We start from the raw sequence: 18,244 nt of genomic DNA, 5'->3' as shown, positions 1-18,244 counted from the left end.
TCGAATCAGACTAACATCGCGGAACGTTCGAGATTATTGGATCATTCACCGGAAGAGAGCTGACGATGGCCGAGATCGTGTTGTTCCACCACGCGCAGGGGCTGACCGAAGGAGTACGGACCTTCGCCGGGGAGCTGCGGCAGGCGGGCCACACCGTCCACCTCCCCGACTCCTACGAGGGCAACGTCTTCGACACCCTCGACGAGGGTCTGGACTACGCGAAGGCGACCGGCTTCGGCGCGATCGCGGCCGCCGAGGCACTCGGGGAGGGAGAGCTCGGCGACGGGCTGTTCTACGCGGGCTTCTCGCTCGGCGTGATCCCCGCCCAGCAGCTTGCGCAGACCCGTGCCGGTGCCCGGGGCGCGCTGTTCCTGCACGGCTGCCTCCCGGTCTCGGAGTTCAGCGAGGCCTGGCCGGCGGGCGTTCCGGTCCAGGTGCACGCGATGGAGCAGGACCCGTTCTTCATCGAGGAGGACGGCGACCTCGACTCGGCGAAGGCGCTGGTGGCCTCCACCTCCGACGCCGAACTCTTCCTCTACCCGGGCAAGGAGCATCTCTTCACCGACTCCTCGCTCCCGGCCTACGACGAGGCCGCGGCGACCCTTCTCAAGACCCGGGTACTGGAGTTTCTGGCGCGCTAGCATCAGCGGATGGCGACGATTCAGCAGGTGGCTGAGGCTTTCTCGAGTCATCAGTTCCGGGAGATCTACGAGTTCCTGCATCCCGAGGTGGAGTGGACGCTGGTCGGGGCCGCCCGGCTCGAAGGGATCGACCAGGTGCGCGCGGCGTGCGAGCAGTCGCTCGGCCAGCTGGCGCGGACGACGACGCAGTTCCTTCGCTTCAAGACGATCGCCGGCCCGGACGCCGTCGCCATCGACTCGGTCGCGAAGTACGTCGACGCCAAGTGGAACGCCTCCATCGTCCGCTCCTGCGACGTCTACGAGTTCACCGAGGGCTTCCTGACCACGATCACCTCCTACACCGCCGAGATTCAGGCCGCGGACCTGCCGTAGGTGAATCTGCGAACCAGGATCTCCATCGGTCCGCGGTACGACCGCAGGTGCATCCAGTAGGCGAGCCCGACGGTGGTCAGCCAGGTCGCGGTCGCGAGCAGGGCCGTCGTCGTGACGGTCAGGTCGTCGGCCAGCCCAGCGAGGTACGGCGTGAAGGCAACCATCCAGACGACCGACTGGACCAGGTAGCAACTGAGCGACCGCTGGCCGACCGCGGACACGGCTTGAGCCAACCGGCCGTTGCCCAGCCGGCCGTGCTCGCGACCGATCCGCAGCGAGATGAGTGAGATCAGCGCCGCATAGCCGAAGCCACCCAGTACGCCCGACGCGTCGTGCAGCGGGCCGACAAGGTGCAGTACGCCGGCGCTCGGCTTGCCGGTGATACCGGCCAGCATCAGCGACACCGGCAGGGCGCCGACGGTCGACGCGGTGACGCCCACGACGGCGGTCCAGGTCAGCAGCCTGCGGTGCTTCTCCGGCTGCTCGAGGATGCGGCGCCGGCCGGCCCACACCCCGATCAGGAACGGGGCGAAGAAACCGATCGGGCCGAGCAGCGCGATGAACGGGGAGAGGAGGGCCCGCTTCCCCAGCGCGGTGAGCAGATCCGGCGGGAGCATCGTGACATCGGGACCGTCCGCACTGATCGCCAGCGAACCGTCACCGGGCATCGCGTTCAGCGCGAAGAAAAGCAGCGCGACCAGCAGCACCCAGCGGTCCTTCCAGCGAATCGCCCAGACGCCTAGGAAGAGCAGCACGCCGTACGCCCCCAGGATGTCGCCGACGTAGAACAGCAGGCCGTCGATCAGGCCGACCACCACGAGGAAGAGACTTCGCCGCCAGAGCACCCGCCGGACCGCCCGCGGATCACGCCCGATCTCCGCCTGCCGCCGCGCGATCTGCGCCACGCCGTACCCGAAGAGCAACCCGAACAGCGGGAACGCCCGCCCGTCCACGAAGGTCGCGATGAGCAGGATGAAGCCGCGGTCGACCACCGACCCGTCCTGCGGAAAGCCACCGAGGATCGACGACCCCTGGATGAAGTAGTGCGAGTTGGCGAGCGCGATGAACAGCAGCATGAACCCGCGGGCGAGATCCGGCCCGAGTGCCCGGGCCCGCAGTTCGGTCGGTCCGCCAGGAGCCGTTCCAGGGTGAAGTGAGGTCACTCCCCTACTCAACCGCCGACCCTTCCCACCGGCAGCTTCCCTAAGTAGGCAGCCGGCCAACCTTCGGATGAACCGTCAGGCCCTTCGTACCGTCAGGCCCTGCGTAAAGTCGCCTCCACGATTTCGGTCAGGTCCGCGATGGGTGGACCGGTACCCAGTAGGGTGCTGCCGTGCCTCAGCTTCGGGTTGCTCTTGCTCAGCTCAACGTGACGGTCGGTGATGTCGACGGCAATGCCGAGAAAGTCGTCACCTGGACCAGGAACGCCGTTGAGCGGGGCGCCCATGTGGTGGCCTTTCCCGAGCTCGCGCTGACCGGGTACCCGGTCGAGGATCTCGCGCTGCGGGCGTCGTTCGTGGCAGCTTCGCAGGCCAAGATCAAGAGCCTCGCGCAACGACTGGCCGAGGAAGGCCTCGGCGAGATCGTGGTCGTCGTCGGCTACCTCGACCGCGCCTCCGGTACGGCGATGGGTGTCGACCGGCTCGGCCGGCCGAAGGGTTCGCCGACGAACTCGGCCGCGGTGCTCCATCGCGGTGAAGTGGTCACGTCGGCGGTGAAGCACCACCTGCCGAACTACGGCGTCTTCGACGAGTTCCGGCACTTCGTCCCCGGTGACAGCCTGCAGGTGATCCGGATCCACGGCGTCGACGTCGCCCTGGTGATCTGCGAGGACCTCTGGCAGGACGGCGGCCCGGTGGCAGCGACCCGCGCGGCCGGTGCGGGGCTGCTGCTCGTCGTGAACAGTTCGCCGTTCGAGGCCAACAAGGACGACGTCCGCGGTGAGCTCGTCACCCGGCGAGCGCGCGAGGCCGGCTGTTCGCTGGCGTATGTGAACCTCGTCGGCGGCCAGGACGAGCTCGTCTTCGACGGCGACTCGCTGATCGCCGATGCCCAGGGCAAGGTGTTCGCGCGGGCGCCGCAGTTCGAGCAGGGCAGCATGGTCGTCGACCTGGACCTGCCCGCCGCGACCGGTACGCCGAGTGGCGAGCATGAGGGCATCCGGATCGAGCACACCGTGCTGCACGAGGAGCCGCTGCCGCAGTACGAGCCGATCGCCACCGCCTTGGCGCCGCGGCTGTCGGACGAGGCCGAGATGTACGGCGCCGTCGTGCTCGGGTTGCGCGACTACGTCCGGAAGAACGGCTTCAAGTCGGTCCTGCTCGGGCTGTCGGGTGGCATCGACTCGTCGCTGGTCGCCGCGCTCGCCTGCGACGCGATCGGCGCCGAGCACGTGTTCGGCATCTCGAACCCGAGCGTCTACTCCAGCGACCACTCCAAGAACGACGCCGCCGAGCTCGCCGCCCGGACCGGGCTGAACTACCGGGTGATACCGATCCAGCCGATGGTGCAGCCGTTCCTGGACACCCTCGGGCTGACCGGGCTGGCCGAGGAGAACCTGCAGGCCCGCGTCCGCGCGGTGGTCTGGATGGGCCTGTCGAACGCCGACGGCCACCTGGTGCTTGCCTGTGGCAACAAATCCGAGCTGTCCGTCGGCTACACGACCATCTACGGCGACGCGGTCGGCGGTTACGCGCCGCTGAAGGACGTGCCGAAGACGGTGGTCTGGCGGCTGGCGAAGTGGCGCAACGCGAACGCGAAGGAACGCGGCCAGCAGCCGCCGATCCCGGAGAACGCGATCGCCAAGCCGCCGTCGGCCGAGCTTCGGCCGGGCCAGGTCGACACCGACTCGTTGCCGCCGTACGAACTGCTGGACGACATGCTCGACGACTACGTCGAACAGGATCGGGGGACGGCGGAGCTGGTGGCCGCCGGCTTCGACACCGAGCTGGTCAGCAAGGTGATCCAGCTGGTCGACAAGGCGGAGTACAAGCGGCGGCAGTATCCCCCGGGCCCGAAGATCACCCACAAGGCCTTCGGCCGGGACCGGCGACTGCCGATCACCAACGCATGGCGTGAGGACGCGGACCGTGCGGTCAGTAGAGGGGTGACGGAGACCTGAGTGGCTCTTGGCGAAACCGCCCGTTCAACGACAGCCCGTTCTTCCCGCCCGAGGATCCCGATCAGGCGGATGCCTTCAGCGTGCCCGCACCCCAGAAGCCTGACGCGTCAGGTGTGAGCGATCCCTCAGCGTCGACCGGTAGCGCTCACCCTGAGCAACGGTGGGACGATGAGCCCATGGTTGACAACTTCATGTCGGCCGGTACCAACGGCGACGCCGACGACGAGCTGCCGGCGCCGTACGGGACCGGACCGAAGAACCGGACAACCGAGGATCAGCACCGCTCGGACTATGGGTACGCCGAACGCTCCGGCGACGGCGGCTGGCGCGAGCGTTCGCCCTCGCTGGACGGGCTCGACCCCGCGCCGTCGCTGCCGAACGCCCCGAGGTCGTACGAGCGCGGCCCGGTGCCGCAGCAGCCGTATGTACCGAAGCCGCCGTTCCTGCCGGAGCGCGATTACGCCCCCGGTGGGTACCAGCAGGAGGTCGCCGACCCGGCGTCGTACGGCGACTCGCCGCCATGGGGCGAGCGGGAGTCCGGTGGGTACGAGCAGTCCTCACCGTTCGCACCACGACCGCCGTACCAGGAGCGCCCGGCCGAAGACCGCGCCGCCCAGGAGCGGGCCGCGCAAGAGCGTGCTGCGCAAGAGCGCGTCGCTCTGGAGCGGGCGACTCTGGAACGGGCAGCGCAGGCACGTGCCGCACAGGAGGCCAGCGAGCGAGCCGCGCAGGAGCGCGCGACTCAGGAGCGAGTTGCCCAGGAGCGCGCGGCGCAAGAGCGGGCAACCCAAGAACGCGTCGCGCAAGAGCGGGCTGCCCAAGAGCGGGCCGCGCAGGAACGCGTCGTACAAGAACGCGCTGCGCAAGAGCGTGCGGCGCAAGAACGTGCTGCGCAGGAGCGGCAGGCGTTGGAGCGGCAGCAGCAGGAGCGGTATCAGGAGCGGGGCTTTGCCGAGCAGCCTCCGTTCCCCCGCCAGCAGCCGCCGCCGGGGCCGCCGCAGCAGCAGAGCCCGTTCGGTGCCGGGCGCAACGGCACCAGCGGTCCCCCGCCGAACCGTCCAGGACAACCAGGTCCCGGTACTCCGCCAGGCGCCGGCCCAGGTGGGCAAGCACCGCGCCCCGGCGCCCCTGGCCCGGCAGGAAACGGCCTTGCCCCGCACAGCTCCAACGGCACTCCGTCGAGCAACGGCTGGACCCAAGCCGGTCCCGAGTCACGCCCGGCGGGCTCCAACGGCCTGTCGGCACCTACACCGCCGCCAGGCCCCGCCGGACCGCCGGCGGGCCCGGGCTCGAACGGGCTGCGCTCCCCCAATGGTCTCGGCGGTTCCAATGGGCTCGGTACCACCGGCGCCACCAGCCTTCCACTGGGCAACTCGGCCGCCGGTGGTCCGTTGCAGGGTCCTGCCCCCGCACCGGGCAACAGCTCGACGGCCGGTAACCAGAACCCGACCGCACCAGGCAGCCAAGGCGGCCAGAGCAACCAGGGCCAGGGCAACCAAGGCCAGGCCGGCCCCGCACATCGGCCTGGACCTGGTGGCCAGGGCCCGACTGGCTGGACCGGTAGTGCGCCGACGCCTGCGTCGGCACCTCCTGCCAGTGCGTCCAGTTCCGCCAATGGCTACCCGTCGGACCCGTCCGCGGAGTACGAGAGCAACGCCCCGCTGAGCGCTGCGCCCTCCTCCACCGGCTCCTTGCAGGAGAGCGAGCCGGAGAACCCGCAACGCACTGCAGGCGCGCGGCGGCGGGCCGACGTACAGCAGGACGCGCCGAGTCAAGTGCCTGAGACACCCGTGAGCTCTCACCGTGCCCGCCGAGCAGGGGCATCGCCTGCGAAGGCTGAGACGTCCGCAGAGACCACCACGCCCAAGGACGCGGGCAAGCCGAGCACCGTGAGCAACAGCATCGGCGGAGACGCCGGTGGCTCCGCACTAGGTTCACCAGGCGGGAGCAGTACGCCGGCGGACGCGAGCAAGCGTCCACGGCGGTACCGGATCCATCATCTGCGGGACATGAAGAACCGCGGCGAAAAGTGGGCGATGCTGACCGCCTACGACCAGTACACCGCTGAGATCTTCGACCAGGCCGGCATCCCGGTGCTGCTGGTCGGCGACTCCGCCGCGAACAACGTCTTCGGCTACGAGTCGACTCTGCGCGTCACCGTCGACGAGCTGATCCCGCTTTCGCGGGCGGTCGCGGGCGCCGTCGAGCGAGCGCTGGTCGTCGCCGACCTGCCGTTCGGTTCGTACCAGGCATCGCCCGAGCAGGCCTTCCACACCGCAGTCCGGTTCATGAAGGAGGCGGGCGTGCACGCGGTGAAGCTGGAGGGCGGGCGGACCGTCGTACCGGCGGTGGAGAAGCTGACCCAGTCCGGGATCCCGGTGATGGCCCACATCGGCTTCACCCCGCAGAGCGAGCACACGATCGGCGGCTACCGCGTGCAAGGCCGCGGCGACCAGGCGGCCGCGCTGATCGACGACGCGGTCGCGCTGGCTGAGGCCGGTGCCTTCTCGGTGGTCCTCGAGATGGTGCCGGGCGACGTCTCCGCGGAGATCACCAAGCGCATCTCGATCCCGACGATCGGCATCGGCGCCGGCCGCGACACCGACGCCCAGGTGCTCGTCTGGCAGGACATGGCCGGGATGCGGTCAGGTCAGATGCCGCGCTTCGTCAAGCAGTACGCCGACCTGCGCGGCATCCTCACCAACGCCGCCACCACTTTCGCCGCCGAAGTCACCGCCGGTAGCTTCCCGGCCGACGAACACACCTTCTAGCGCTTCAGATCCAAGGCAGGGCTGAACGCTCCGACCAGTACTCGTAGGGCTCCTGGACGAACTCGACCAGGGGCCCTTGTACTACGGGGGCCAGGTTGCTCTCGAGTTGCTCGGCGGTCGTCGCGCCGCTCAGGACGATGTCGGCCCACGGCTGGGCGGCTGCGGCACCGATGGCCAGCGAGTCGGGGGCTAGCTGGTGCTGGGCTGCGAAGGCATTGAAGGGCGTCTCGCCCGCCTTCGCGGTGAGCCGGCCGTTGGCCACCGCTTCCTTCACCACGACGAACCAGCCCGCGTCGTGCGCCTCGGCCAGCGCGGGACCAGCGGACGGCTCGAGCACGTTCCAAGTGGACTGGACCGCCGTGAAAGGGCCGTCCAGAGACTGAGCCAGGGAGAGTGCCTTGCGCAACGTCTCTGCCTGCCGCGGTCCGCTCGTCGACAGGCCGACCCGTACTCCGCTGTCAGCCAGCTCACGCAGACGATCGAGCAACTTCGCGTCGTCGAGCGCCGGACTGTCTGACGTGAGGCTGTGCACCAAGTAGAAGTCAGGCGCGCTGCCGAGCGCCTGCACCGTCTCGGGCCACTGCCTTTCGAACGTCCCGAGCGAGTGGTCCTTCACCTCGTGCGTGTCCGCGTCGTGCCGCCAGTCGGCGACGTAGGTGTAGCCCCACTTCGACCCGATGGTGAGCTGGCTGCGTCGCTCGGGCGTCAGCCACTCCCCCAGGAACGTTTCGGCCAAACCATACGAACGCGCCGCGTCGAAATACCGGACGCCGGCCCGCCACGCCTGCTCCAGCAGCTCATGCGTCCGGCGGCGGAGATCCTCGACCTCACAGCCCGGCGGGAGATCCTGGTCATGGCCGAGATTGATGTACCCCGGCCGCCCGAGTGCGGCGAGTCCGAGGCCGATGCGTGCAGTCATAGCTCGATCGTCTCACCGCACCCAACAGCAGTTGCCATGTCCCCGCATTTGGGACGCACTGACGAGACGCGCCGCGCGACGCGTCGCAGTACGGGCGGTGTCGTCTAGCGTTTTGAGGTGTGACTGATCCCCGCCTGCCACCGCCCGGCACCGTCGTCCGGCGTACGACGGCCCGCGTCCTGCCTGTCCGCCCGGACGGCAAGGTGTTACTGCTGCACGGCTGGGACCCGCTGAAACCGCAGACGCCGTACTGGTTCACGATCGGCGGTGGCGTCGAGGCGGGCGAGACGGTCGAGCAGGCCGGCAGCCGCGAACTGCGCGAGGAGGTCGGCATCGTCTGGCCGGCCGAGCAGCTCGGTGCGCCGGTGGCGACGAACACGATCGAGTTCGAGTGGGGCGGCTGCCCGATCATCCAGCACCAGACGTTCTTCGCGGTCGGCGTGGACACCGTCGAGGTGAGCTTCGCCAACCAGGAGCAGCTCGAGCTGGAGACGATCAGCGCGCACGGCTGGTGGCATCCCGACGAGCTGGAGGCGACCGGTCAGGCCGCGCACAGCACGATCCCCGACCTGCTCCGGCGGGCGGTCGAGGCGATCCGGTACCGCGAGCGCGAGGCGTCCTGACCCCGGCGGCCCGTGCCGCAGAGCGCGGGCCGCACAGCGCGGGCCTCAGCGGGCAGGCCTCAGCGAGCGCGGACCTGCTTGAGGAGCTTCTTCGGCAGTTTCTTGTCCACGACGTAGTGCCGCAGGTCGAGGCGCTCGGCGCAGCCTGCATCGGACAGCCGCTTGAGGACAACCGGGCACTTCTTGCACCTCGGCTTGTCCTTGCAGCACTTCTTCTTCGCGGTCATCGACGGCACGCCGTAAGAGTAGGTGAGGCTGGCCTAACCGTCTACCTGACAGCGCAATCATCGTGTCGCAGGTCACGTCAGCTGTTCGGTCAGCATCGCCCGCGCCTCGACCAGCGACGGCCCGTACCAGGTCAGATGACGCCCGCTGACGTTAAACGCGGGCCGCTCGAAAGCCTCCGGTCCGTCGTCGGGCGAGAACGCATAAGGCTCATCCGGGAGCACCACCAGGTCGTACTCCGGTAACGCCGCCAGGTCGACTTTCGGATAGCGCTCGGGTGATTGTGCGAGCACATTGTCGACGCCCAGTCTTTGCAACAGATCGCCCGCGAAGGTGTCCCGGCCCAACGCCATCCACGGCCGCCGCCAGATCGGAATCAGCGCTCGCCGGCGCGGTCCGGCGTACGGCGTACTCCACACTGCGCGCGCTCGCTCGAGCCACTGCGGCACTTCGCCGGTGACTGCGCCGAGCATTCGTTCCAGTGAGTTCAGTGATTGCTCGACGGTGGTCGGCGCGGTCACCCAGACGGCTAGTCCACTACTGCGCAACGCGGCGAGATCGGCGCCGCGATTCTCTTCTTCGTTCGCGATCACGACGTCGGGCGCGAGTTCGCGAATGAGTTCGAGGTCGGGGTTCTTCGTACCGCGAACGCGCGTCACGTCGAGGTCGGCGGGATGCGTGCACCAATCGGTCGCGCCGACGAGAAGGTGCGCGTGCGACGTCGCGATCGCCTCCGTCAAAGACGGCACGATGCTGACCACACGACGTACTCGTGACGGCAGACCGACAACCGATCCGAGGTCGTCCCGCATGCGTTCTCCTCCTCTTTGCGAGGCCCTCGCGCAGACGTTGCCGATGACAACACTGTGCCGAAAGCACACCGATTCGACGCGAGCGCGGCAAGTTTGCGCGCGTGTCGCCAACATTTCTTTGGCGCTGTCCGGCAGGCTACCGCAACGGTGAAAACCCAACTCTGCAAGGGTTTTCGGACATAACACCGCGATTGAACTCCGGGACGCCTTAACGTGCAGACGTTTCGGGTGCTTTACGTACGGCACAAGTGTTGTCATCATCATGACGACGAGGAATCCACCGTGGTTTTCCTCAGCGCACCAAGGAGGCAGAGTGCCAGCCACAAAGGCAGCCGCAGGGAAGGCGACAGCCAAAAAGGCTTCTCCCGCCAAGAAGACCGTCGCCAAGAAGGCCAGCGCCGCGAAGACGACCACTGCACGTAAGGTCACCGCGGCCAAGAAGGCACCGGCGAAGAAGGTGACAGCGGCGAAGAAGGCACCGGCCACGAAGGTCGCCGCGAAGAAGGCGCCGGCGAAGAAGACGGTCGCCAAGAAGACCGTTGCCAAGAAGGCGCCGGCCAAGAAGACGGTCGCGAAGAAGGCCCCGGCCAAGAAGGTGACCGCCAAGAAGACGGTCGCCAAGAAGGCCCCGGCGAAGAAGGTGACCGCGAAGAAGACGGTCGCCAAGAAGACCGTCGCGAAGAAGGCCCCGGCCAAGAAGGCGCCGGCGAAGAAGACCGTCGCGAAGAAGGCTCCCGCGAAGAAGGTCGCCGCCAAGAAGGCACCGGCCCGGAAGGTCGCGGCCAAGAAGGCTCCGGTCCGCAAGGTCGCCGCGAAGAAGGCTCCGGCCCGCAAGGTCGCCGCCAAGAAGGCACCCGCGCGTCCGGCCGTCGCCAAGCGGGCGACGACGGCGCGGAAGGCACCGGCGCGCAAGGCCGCCGCGAAGAAGGCCTGACGACTGTCAGCGCAGTACAAACCGAAGGGCACCACCGCGACGGTGGTGCCCTTCGGTCATACCGGCTGCCGATGATTCAGCGGCAACTGCTCAGTCGTCATTCCACTTCGGGTCGTTGTCCCAGCTCTCGTTGCGTTCCTGGACCTTCTCCAGCGCCCGGGCCGCTTCCTCCGGGGAGCTGTACGGTCCGAGCCGGTCGCCGGACTTCTCGCCCTGGTACGGCTCGACCTTGCCGGTCTTGGTGTTGTAGTACCACTCGTTGCTGTGATCGTCGCTCATTAGGGCTGACCACCTCCTGAAGTGTTTTAACGGCTCACTAGAATGATCTCACCATGTCGCTTCTCACTCCTGGCATCATCTCGCCTCGCCGTCCGGTACCCGCTTCCATTCCCCGTCCCGAGTACGTCGACAAGCCCGCACCGACGCCGTACGACGGGTCTTTCGTGACGTCGCCCGAACTCGTCGAGAAGATGCGCGTCGCCAGCACCCTCGCCGCGCGGGCACTCGAGGCAGTCGGCGCCGCCGCGAAGCCCGGTGTCACCACCGACGAGCTGGACGCGGTCGGCCACGACTACCTGGTCGAGCGCAACGCCTACCCGTCGACGCTGGGCTACCGCGGCTACCCGAAGTCCCTGTGTACCTCGGTCAACGAGGTGATCTGCCACGGCATCCCGGACGACCGCCCGCTGGAGGACGGCGACATCGTGAACGTGGACATCACCGCCTTCCTCGACGGCGTGCACGGCGACACCAACGCGACCTTCCTGGTCGGCGACGTCGACGAGGAGAGCCGGCTGCTGGTCGAACGCACCCGCGAGGCGCTGAACCGCGGCATCAAGGCGGTCAAGCCGGGCCGTCAGGTAAGCATCATCGGCCGGGTGATCGAGTCGTACGCGAAACGCTTCGGCTACGGCGTCGTCCGCGACTTCACCGGGCACGGGATCGCGACCGCGTTCCACTCCGGGCTGATCATCCCGCACTACGACGATGAGCGTTTCGACGACGTGATCGAGCCCGGGATGACATTCACGATCGAGCCGATGCTCACCCTGGGCAGCTACGACTACGACCTGTGGGACGACGGCTGGACCGCGACCACCAAGGACAAGTCGCGCACCGCCCAGTTCGAGCACACCCTGCTCGTCACCGACACCGGCGCCGAAGTCCTCACCCTGCCGTAACCACGCTGCTGTGACGACCACGTAGTACGAGCGAGCGCACCTCCCTGGTGTGCTGACTCTCTGCGAGGCCGAGAACTGGCCGAGCCTCCCGGCCCCCATCGTCCATCCGCCCCGTTTGAGGGGTTAACCCCCGAGAGTGTGGGTTGCCCAGCGAGATTCTCGGGAGGCAACCCACGCTCTCGGGGGTTAACCCCTCAAACGGGGCGGGGGTGGCGGGGTGACCGTCATCGGCGCGGGTTCGCGGATGTAGAGGACCACCTACAGCGCCAGCGCGGTCGTGATGACCTGGCGGCCGAAGGGGACGGCGGTCTTGGCGTCGGCGGCGGTGAAGGTTTCGGGTTTGCCGGCCCGGTGGTCAAGGCAGCGGTGGAGCAACGTGGCCCACTCGGGGAAGGCGATCAGGGCGTGTTCGCCGGCCGCGGTCTTCGAGATGATGTTGCCGGTGGCAAGGAGTGCGTGCAGGCGCGGGACGCCGAGCATCACCCACGGCAGCACCCAGTCGGGCGCCACCTCATCGTCCGGCGACTCAGCGGTCGCCGCCTCCAGCTGATCGAACTGCGAGGCCCAGAATGTCCGGAGGTTGTCGCGGGTGAACACCTCCAGCGCCTTCTGGTCGTCATGCACGACCAGGCCGGGCGCAGTGCGAAGAGCGAGGGACTGCCGCGCCAGCTCCGACCAGAGCACCGGCGACACCGGGCCACCAGACGGCGCCTCCTTGAAGACACCGTCGAGCGTGAACACGACCGGCTTGCTCGAATCCGGCGCGACCGCAAGATCGGCGGCGGTCAGGTAGGTGACGTCGAAAGCAGGTGCCAACGGCAACTGCTCGTGCACTTCGCGCACCGGCGATGCATCTGCCAGTGGCGAGGCGAGGATGACCACCCCGTCGATGTCGCTGCGTCCCGGCCGGAAGTCGCCCAATGGTACGGACCCGGTCAGATAGAACCCGGTCACCTGCCCCGGCAGCACCTGGTCGATCAGCTCCAGGTAGCGCACCGTCATACCGGTGACTTCGGCAGGAAGGTCGGTCATCGGTTGGAGGCTCCCTTGATGAAGGCGGCCAGATCCTTGGACTGCTGCCGCCGGGTCGGTTCGTGCACGTACATCATGTGACCCGCCGGGTAGTCGCAAAGTTCGATGTTGTCGCGAAGTTCTGCCGGGATCTGCAACCGCCCCAGCGTGTACCGGGTGGCGAAGTACGGTGTCGCGCAGTCGTAGTACCCCGACGCGATGTGCACCTTGAGGTGCGGGTTGGCGCGCATCGCCTCGGCGAGCTTGTCCGCGACCGTGACGTGGTTGTTCTCGAACTCCTTGAACGACCAGTCCTTGGCCGCCTGGCTGCTGAGGAACTCGTACGGCAGATCGTTGTCGTACCCGAGCTCCGCGTGCAGGTAGTGGTTCAGCGCCGCCGTGTAGGGCCCGATGATCGCGCGAAACGACGGGTCGTCCTCGGAGGTCTCGCCGGCGGAGTCCGCGTCCCAGCCGGTGAACCGGGTGTCCAGCCTGCCGATCACCTGGCGGCGCGAGCGCAGCAACTCGGCGAAGAACCGAAAGTCCCTGATCCGCAGGTTCACCCGGTCGAGATAGTCCTCCGACAACCCGGTCAGTTCGGCCAGCCGGCCGATCACCTCGGTCCGGAAGTCCTCCGGCACCCGGTTGCCCTGGGCAAGCGCATTGGGATAGCGCCCGGCCGCGAACCGTTCCGCGTCGGCGAGCACCTCGTCGAGCGTCTTGTCCGGGATCAGCCCGTGGTAGTGCGCGGCAGCGGCGTACGAGGGCAGGAACATGCTGAACGGAAGGTCGTTGCCCGGGCTGAACTCCCCCGTGCCGAACTCCAGCACCGCGGAGATCAGCACGATGCCGTTCAGGTACATCCCGTACCGGTCCTGCAGATGCGCGGCCAGCCCGGCGGCGCGCGTCGTCCCGTACGACTCACCGGCGAGGAACTTCGGCGACATCCAGCGCCCGTTGCGCGACGTCCACAACCGGATCACCTCACCGACGGACTCCAGGTCGGCGGTGAAGCCGTGGTAGTCCCCCGGCTTCTCCCCTTCGACAGCACGCGAGTAGCCGGTCGAGACCGGGTCGATGAAGACCAGGTCGCTGTCCTTCAGCAACGTCTCCGCGTTGTCCACCAGCCCGTACGGCGGTGGCGCGAGCTCACCAACGTCGCCCGAGACCACCCGGCGCGGGCCGAGCAGCCCGAGATGCAGCCAGATGCTCGACGACCCCGGCCCACCGTTGAACGCGAAGGTCACCGGCCGGCTCCCCGGATCGGCGTCGTCCAGCGTGTACGCCGTCAGGAACACCTCGGCCTTGGGCACGTGCCCATCGGACTTGCCGTCCGTCACCACCTCCTGGCGCAGCACGACCCGCCCGGTGGTCGCCGTGTACTTCAGCTTGCGTCGCCCCGCCGTGAGCGTGTGCTGCGTACTGACCAAGTCATCGACCGGAGTCGCCTTGCCTGCCGCGCTGGCTTTGCTCGCCTCTGTCTCCGGAGCCTGCTCAGGGGTCACCATGCCCGGCAACTTATCAGCGCGGCGAGCCCACCACTGGTGGGCTCGAACACCTTCGGGCGGCCGTGAACAAGGTCTACCTTGTTCACGGCCGCCGCTTCCTGTTCATGCCCACCGGTGGTGGGCTCGCAGGGTTTAGGTGATGGTGAAGGTGTCGATGTCGAACAACGCGCCTGAGCCACCACTGAAGGTCAGGAACAGCGGGCCGCTGCCCGAGCCGGTGAGCGTGGTCGAGACGGTCTGGAAGTTGTCCCAGCCACCAGTCACCGGCACTGCGACAGTCCCGAGTACAGCTCCGGTCGACGAGCCCGAGCGGATCCGGATCGTGCCACCCGCGCCGCCCGAGGAGATCCGCGCGCTGAAGCTGGTCTTGCCGGCGGTGCTCACCTGCGAGTACCCCGCCCAGTCACCGTTGTCGATGTACCCGAGCGTGTTACCCCCACTGGCACCACCGTGTCCGGCCGCCTGTACGCCGGACTGCGACGTGAACGCCTCGCCCTCGATCGTGGTGACCGGCGGCGTCGACCCGGCACCGGCCGCGTACTGGATGCCACCGAGCAGGTGCTGACGGAACGCCTGATTGGAGTACGACTCGATGGTGTGCCCGAATCCCGTGTAGAAGGAGCGGCCGGAGCCTTGCGAGTGGTACCAGGCGATCGGGTGATCGCCCATGTTCCCGCCGCTGTAGGTGGACTCGTCGAGGTTGATCAGCACGTGCACGTTCGGCCTGGGGTTGCTGGAGTAGTTGTACAGCTCGTCCGTGCGGACCCAGGTCGTGCCGAGGTGTGCGGTCGACGGATGCGTGCGGTCCTCGACCCTCGCGGTCACCTGCTGGATCGCAGGGTGGCTGTTGAACCACGCGCCGACCAGCTGTCCGTAGTACGGCCAGCCGTACTCCGTGTCGGCTGCGGCGTGGACCCCGACGTAGCCACCACCGCCGTTGATGTACGTCTCGAACGCCGTCTGCTGACCGGCATTGAGAATGTCGCCGGTCGTGCTCAGGAAGACGACGGCCTTGTAGGCGGCCAGTTGGGATGTGGTGAACACATTGCTGTCCTCAGTGGCGGTGACCGTGAACCCGTTGGCGGTCCCCAGGTCCCGGATCGCCTGGATGCCGGCCGGAATGGAATCGTGCCGGAAACCAGCCGTCTTGCTGAACACGAGCACCTGGTAGGGAGCAGCGGCAGTAGCTGCCGCAGCCATGGCGGGTTGCCAGCCGACGGCGCCGCCGACCAGCAGCAGCGCACCTGTCACCAGCGACTCACGACGCGTGAAAGTAGTCATGGAGTTGTCCTTTTCAGGGAGAGACTGTGAAGGTGTCGACGTCGAAGAGGGCCCCAGCGGCACCGGTGAAGTTCAGGAAGAGCGGGCCCGTGACATTGCCGGTCAGAGAGGTGGAAACCGTCTGGAAGTTCTCCCAGCCACCTGTGACCGGCACGGTGACCGAGCCGAGCAGAGTCCCCGTGGCCGAGCCCGACCGCACCTGGATCGTGCCGCCCGCCCCGCCCGAGGAGATCCGCGCGGAGAAGCTGGTCTTGCCGGCCGTGTTCACCTGCGAGTAGCCCGCCCAGTCACCGTTGTCGATGTACCCGAGCGTGTTACCGCCACTGGCACCCGCATGAGCAGCCGCCTGTACTCCGAGCTGCGAGGTGAACGCCTCTCCTTCGGCAGTAGTGCCTGTCGAGGCGGACGTGGCGAACGTGAAGGCGTCGAGGTCGAACAAGTTGCCCTGCCCCGTCGCCCCCTTGAAGACCAGGAACAGCGTCGTCGTACCGGCCGGCTTGTTGCTGAGGTTGGCGGAGACGTTGACGAAGGTTTCCCAGCCACCGGTCGGTGCCACCGCGACCGACGCCATCACTGTTCCGGTCGCCGATCCGGCCCGGACCTCGAGCGTCCCACCGATGCCACCCGAGGACACTCGCGCACTGATCGATGTCGCGTTGCCGACCGCATACGGCTGGAACGAGATCCAGTCGTTGTTGTCGATGAACCCGACGGTCTTACCGCCTTCCGCAGTGCCGTGATCGGCCAGCTGGATACCCGACTGGGCGCTGAAGTGCTCGCCCTGCCGGTGTCGCGGCTGGAGCTTGCGCTGGCTGTGCGTGGTGAGCCCACCGTTGTCGGTGTACTCCGCGTCGAAGACGCCGTAGACGTTCGCCGCCGGATCATGCTCGCCATCGACCGGTACCGCGATCGAGCCGCTGCAACCGTTCTTGGAAGTGATCTGGTGCTGGTGAACGTCATGCCCGAGCAGATAGGTGACCTTCACCCGGCTGCAGTCGATCGTGCCGTCCTCCGGATCCGACACGTTCACCTGGAACGGCACGGTGTCGCCGAAGGAGAACAGCTGACCGTCCAACGGCGTTTGCAGCGTCACCGATGGAGCTGTGTTGCCCACGCTGATCTGTACGTTCGCCGAACCGGTCAGCCCGGTCGGATCGGTCACGGTCAACGTCGCCGTGAAGTTGCCCGCCGTGTTGTAGGTGTACGACGGGTTGGCCTGCGTCGACGTACCGCCGTCGCCGAACGTCCAGCGATAGGTCAGTGCACCACCCTCGGGATCTGAGCTCCCCGCGGAGGAGAACGCCACTGTGAGCGGACGGCCACCAGAAGTCGGCGTCCCGGCTGCCTTGGCGATCGGGTTGCCGTTCGCGGTGCCCTTGTGCTCGATCCGCCATAGTGCCTGGTTGTTCGAGCCGGTGCCATAGTCGAGCACATAGAGGGCGCCGTCCGGACCGAAGGCCATGTCCATCACCTGGGTGCCGGTCCAGGCCGGGAACGCGCCGATGTCGCCGACGCCTCCGCTCGAGGTCACCTCGATGGCCTTGATCCACTGCCGGCCGAGTTCACCGGCGAAGTACCGGCCGTCGAGCGACTGGGGGAACTTGACCGCGGAGTTGAGATTCGGGTCGAAGCGGTAGACCGGTCCGCCCATCGGCGACTCCGACCCGCCGTTGCCGAACTCGGGCGGCGTGCCCGCGTCACCGCCGTACCGGATCCACGCCGGTTTGGCCGGCGCCAGCGTGGTCTGGCCGGTGTTGCGGAAGGAGTTGTTGGTAGGACCGCCCGCGCAGTTGAACTTCGCGCCCGACGGCCCGCTCGGGAACTGGAAGTCGTTGTAGGTCTCGGCGGTCGTGTTGGTGCCCGTGCAGTAGGGCCAGCCGTAGTTGCCGGGTGCGGTGATCCGGTCGAACTCGACCTGGCCGTTCGGGCCGCGATTGGCGTTCGTGACGCCGGCGTCGGGACCGTAGTCGCCGAGGTAGACGATGCCGGTCGGCTTGTCCACGCTCATCCGGAACGGGTTCCGGAAGCCCATCGCGTAGATCTCGGCCCTGGTCTGCGCGGTACCCGGCGCGAACATGTTCCCGCTCGGGATCGTGTAGCTGCCGTCCGGCTGCGGCTTGATCCGGAGCAGCTTGCCGCGCAGGTCGTTGGTGTTGCCCGAGGTGCGCTGCGCGTCGAACTGCGGGTTGCGGCTGGTCCGCTCGTCGATCGGCGTGTAGCTGTCGGACTGGAACGGGTTGCTGTCGTCGCCGGTGGTCAGATAGAGGTTGCCAGCGGCATCGAAATCGATATCGCCGCCGACGTGGCAGCACTGGCCACGGTCGTTCGGGACGCGCAGGACGATCTTCTCGCTGGCCAGGTCGAGCGTGTTGTTCGTGTTCAGTACGAACCTGGACAGGTAGAGCTCGCCTTTCCAGCGGTCCCAATCGGCCTGGGTGCCGTCGGTCGGCGCGTCACCGTCGGGGGTGGACAGCCGGGGCGAGTAGTAGAGGTAGACAAAGCGGTTGGCGGTGAAGTTGGGGTCGACCGCCACGCCCTGCAGGCCTTCCTCGTCGTGGGTGTACACGTTGAGCTTGCCTGCCTGCGACGTCGTACCGGCCGCGTCGGTGATCCGGACTGTTCCGTCGCGGGCCGTGTGGACAACGGATCGGTTCGGCATGATCGCCAGCGACATCGCTTCGCCGAGCTCACCCGACCCGGTCGCCAGCGACACCTGCTGGTAGTTGGCGGCCGGGATGGTGGACCCTGCCTGGGCGGTTGATGCGGTCAGTCCGAGCGCGGCGGTCAGCACGGCTGTGATCAGCAACGAGATCTGCCGGGCACCTTTCTTCTTCATGGTCCTGCT

Annotated in this window: 16 protein-coding genes; 7 read left to right on the top strand and 9 right to left on the bottom strand. The window is 67.7% G+C overall.

Annotation, left to right across the window (positions count from 1 at the left end):
* Positions 1 to 65: 65 nt before the first annotated feature.
* Positions 66 to 641, top strand: a complete 576-nt coding sequence (locus G3I17_RS17850; RefSeq protein WP_164597593.1) for a dienelactone hydrolase family protein — start codon at positions 66 to 68, stop codon at positions 639 to 641.
* A gap of 9 nt (positions 642 to 650) precedes the next feature.
* Entirely contained in the window at positions 651 to 1,013 is a 363-nt protein-coding gene (locus G3I17_RS17845; protein ID WP_164597591.1) for a nuclear transport factor 2 family protein, read from the top strand.
* Here the strand turns inward: G3I17_RS17845 and G3I17_RS17840 are convergent.
* Positions 992 to 2,176, bottom strand: a complete 1,185-nt coding sequence (locus G3I17_RS17840; protein WP_343238341.1) for a DUF418 domain-containing protein — start codon at positions 2,174 to 2,176, stop codon at positions 992 to 994. The genes G3I17_RS17845 and G3I17_RS17840 overlap by 22 nt on opposite strands.
* 170 nt (positions 2,177 to 2,346) lie before the next feature.
* Here G3I17_RS17840 and G3I17_RS17835 point away from each other — a divergent pair, with 170 nt between their 5' ends.
* Both G3I17_RS17835 and panB read left to right on the top strand, forming a co-directional pair.
* Positions 2,347 to 4,134 (top strand): NAD+ synthase, encoded by a 1,788-nt coding sequence (locus G3I17_RS17835; RefSeq protein WP_164597587.1) that lies wholly within the window; start codon positions 2,347 to 2,349, stop codon positions 4,132 to 4,134.
* 1,889 nt (positions 4,135 to 6,023) lie between these two features.
* Positions 6,024 to 6,905: a 3-methyl-2-oxobutanoate hydroxymethyltransferase gene (gene panB / locus G3I17_RS40830; protein WP_343238346.1), complete on the top strand. Its 882-nt coding sequence runs from the start codon at positions 6,024 to 6,026 to the stop codon at positions 6,903 to 6,905.
* A gap of 4 nt (positions 6,906 to 6,909) precedes the next feature.
* Here panB and G3I17_RS17825 read toward each other — a convergent pair whose 3' ends face one another.
* On the bottom strand, positions 6,910 to 7,824 hold the full coding sequence (locus tag G3I17_RS17825; RefSeq protein WP_164597585.1) for an aldo/keto reductase: 915 nt from the start codon (positions 7,822 to 7,824) through the stop codon (positions 6,910 to 6,912).
* 119 nt (positions 7,825 to 7,943) lie between these two features.
* On the opposite strand from G3I17_RS17825, the gene G3I17_RS17820 reads away from it, so the two are divergent.
* Entirely contained in the window at positions 7,944 to 8,447 is a 504-nt protein-coding gene (locus G3I17_RS17820) for an NUDIX domain-containing protein (protein ID WP_164597583.1), read from the top strand.
* A 59-nt stretch (positions 8,448 to 8,506) separates the two neighbouring features.
* Here G3I17_RS17820 and G3I17_RS17815 read toward each other — a convergent pair whose 3' ends face one another.
* Together G3I17_RS17815 and G3I17_RS17810 are read right to left on the bottom strand one after the other, a co-directional pair.
* Positions 8,507 to 8,683, bottom strand: coding sequence for a hypothetical protein (locus G3I17_RS17815; protein ID WP_164597355.1), 177 nt, complete (start codon positions 8,681 to 8,683; stop codon positions 8,507 to 8,509).
* 63 nt (positions 8,684 to 8,746) lie between these two features.
* Complete coding sequence (locus G3I17_RS17810; RefSeq protein WP_164597581.1) at positions 8,747 to 9,484, bottom strand: helical backbone metal receptor; 738 nt, start codon at positions 9,482 to 9,484, stop codon at positions 8,747 to 8,749.
* A gap of 313 nt (positions 9,485 to 9,797) precedes the next feature.
* Between G3I17_RS17810 and G3I17_RS17805 the strand changes: the two genes are divergently transcribed.
* Positions 9,798 to 10,418, top strand: coding sequence for a histone H1-like repetitive region-containing protein (locus G3I17_RS17805; protein ID WP_203590377.1), 621 nt, complete (start codon positions 9,798 to 9,800; stop codon positions 10,416 to 10,418).
* Between the two features lie 90 nt (positions 10,419 to 10,508).
* Here the strand turns inward: G3I17_RS17805 and G3I17_RS17800 are convergent, their stop codons facing one another.
* On the bottom strand, positions 10,509 to 10,697 hold the full coding sequence (locus tag G3I17_RS17800; RefSeq protein ID WP_164597577.1) for a hypothetical protein: 189 nt from the start codon (positions 10,695 to 10,697) through the stop codon (positions 10,509 to 10,511).
* Positions 10,698 to 10,750: 53 nt separating this feature from the next.
* Between G3I17_RS17800 and map the strand changes: the two genes are divergently transcribed.
* Positions 10,751 to 11,599 carry a type I methionyl aminopeptidase gene (gene map, locus G3I17_RS17795; RefSeq protein WP_164597575.1) on the top strand — a complete coding sequence of 283 codons (849 nt, stop codon included), beginning with the start codon at positions 10,751 to 10,753 and terminating at the stop codon, positions 11,597 to 11,599.
* A gap of 258 nt (positions 11,600 to 11,857) precedes the next feature.
* Here the strand turns inward: map and G3I17_RS17790 are convergent, their stop codons facing one another.
* From G3I17_RS17790 to G3I17_RS17775, 4 genes are all read right to left on the bottom strand, one after another.
* Positions 11,858 to 12,631 (bottom strand): aminoglycoside adenylyltransferase domain-containing protein, encoded by a 774-nt coding sequence (locus tag G3I17_RS17790; RefSeq protein WP_164597573.1) that lies wholly within the window; start codon positions 12,629 to 12,631, stop codon positions 11,858 to 11,860.
* Positions 12,628 to 14,118, bottom strand: coding sequence for a peptidase S10 (locus tag G3I17_RS17785; RefSeq protein ID WP_164597571.1), 1,491 nt, complete (start codon positions 14,116 to 14,118; stop codon positions 12,628 to 12,630). The genes G3I17_RS17790 and G3I17_RS17785 overlap by 4 nt, the downstream gene beginning before the upstream one ends.
* 132 nt (positions 14,119 to 14,250) lie before the next feature.
* On the bottom strand, positions 14,251 to 15,399 hold the full coding sequence (locus G3I17_RS17780) for a ThuA domain-containing protein (RefSeq protein WP_203590376.1): 1,149 nt from the start codon (positions 15,397 to 15,399) through the stop codon (positions 14,251 to 14,253).
* A gap of 13 nt (positions 15,400 to 15,412) precedes the next feature.
* On the bottom strand, positions 15,413 to 18,235 hold the full coding sequence (locus tag G3I17_RS17775; protein WP_164597569.1) for a carbohydrate-binding protein: 2,823 nt from the start codon (positions 18,233 to 18,235) through the stop codon (positions 15,413 to 15,415).
* Between the last annotated feature and the right edge of the window lie 9 nt (positions 18,236 to 18,244).

This window comes from Streptomyces sp. SID13031, from assembly GCF_010548305.1.
Taxonomy (GTDB): Bacteria; Actinomycetota; Actinomycetes; order Propionibacteriales; family Kribbellaceae; genus Kribbella.
This window is presented reverse-complemented; position numbering and strand designations above follow the sequence as displayed.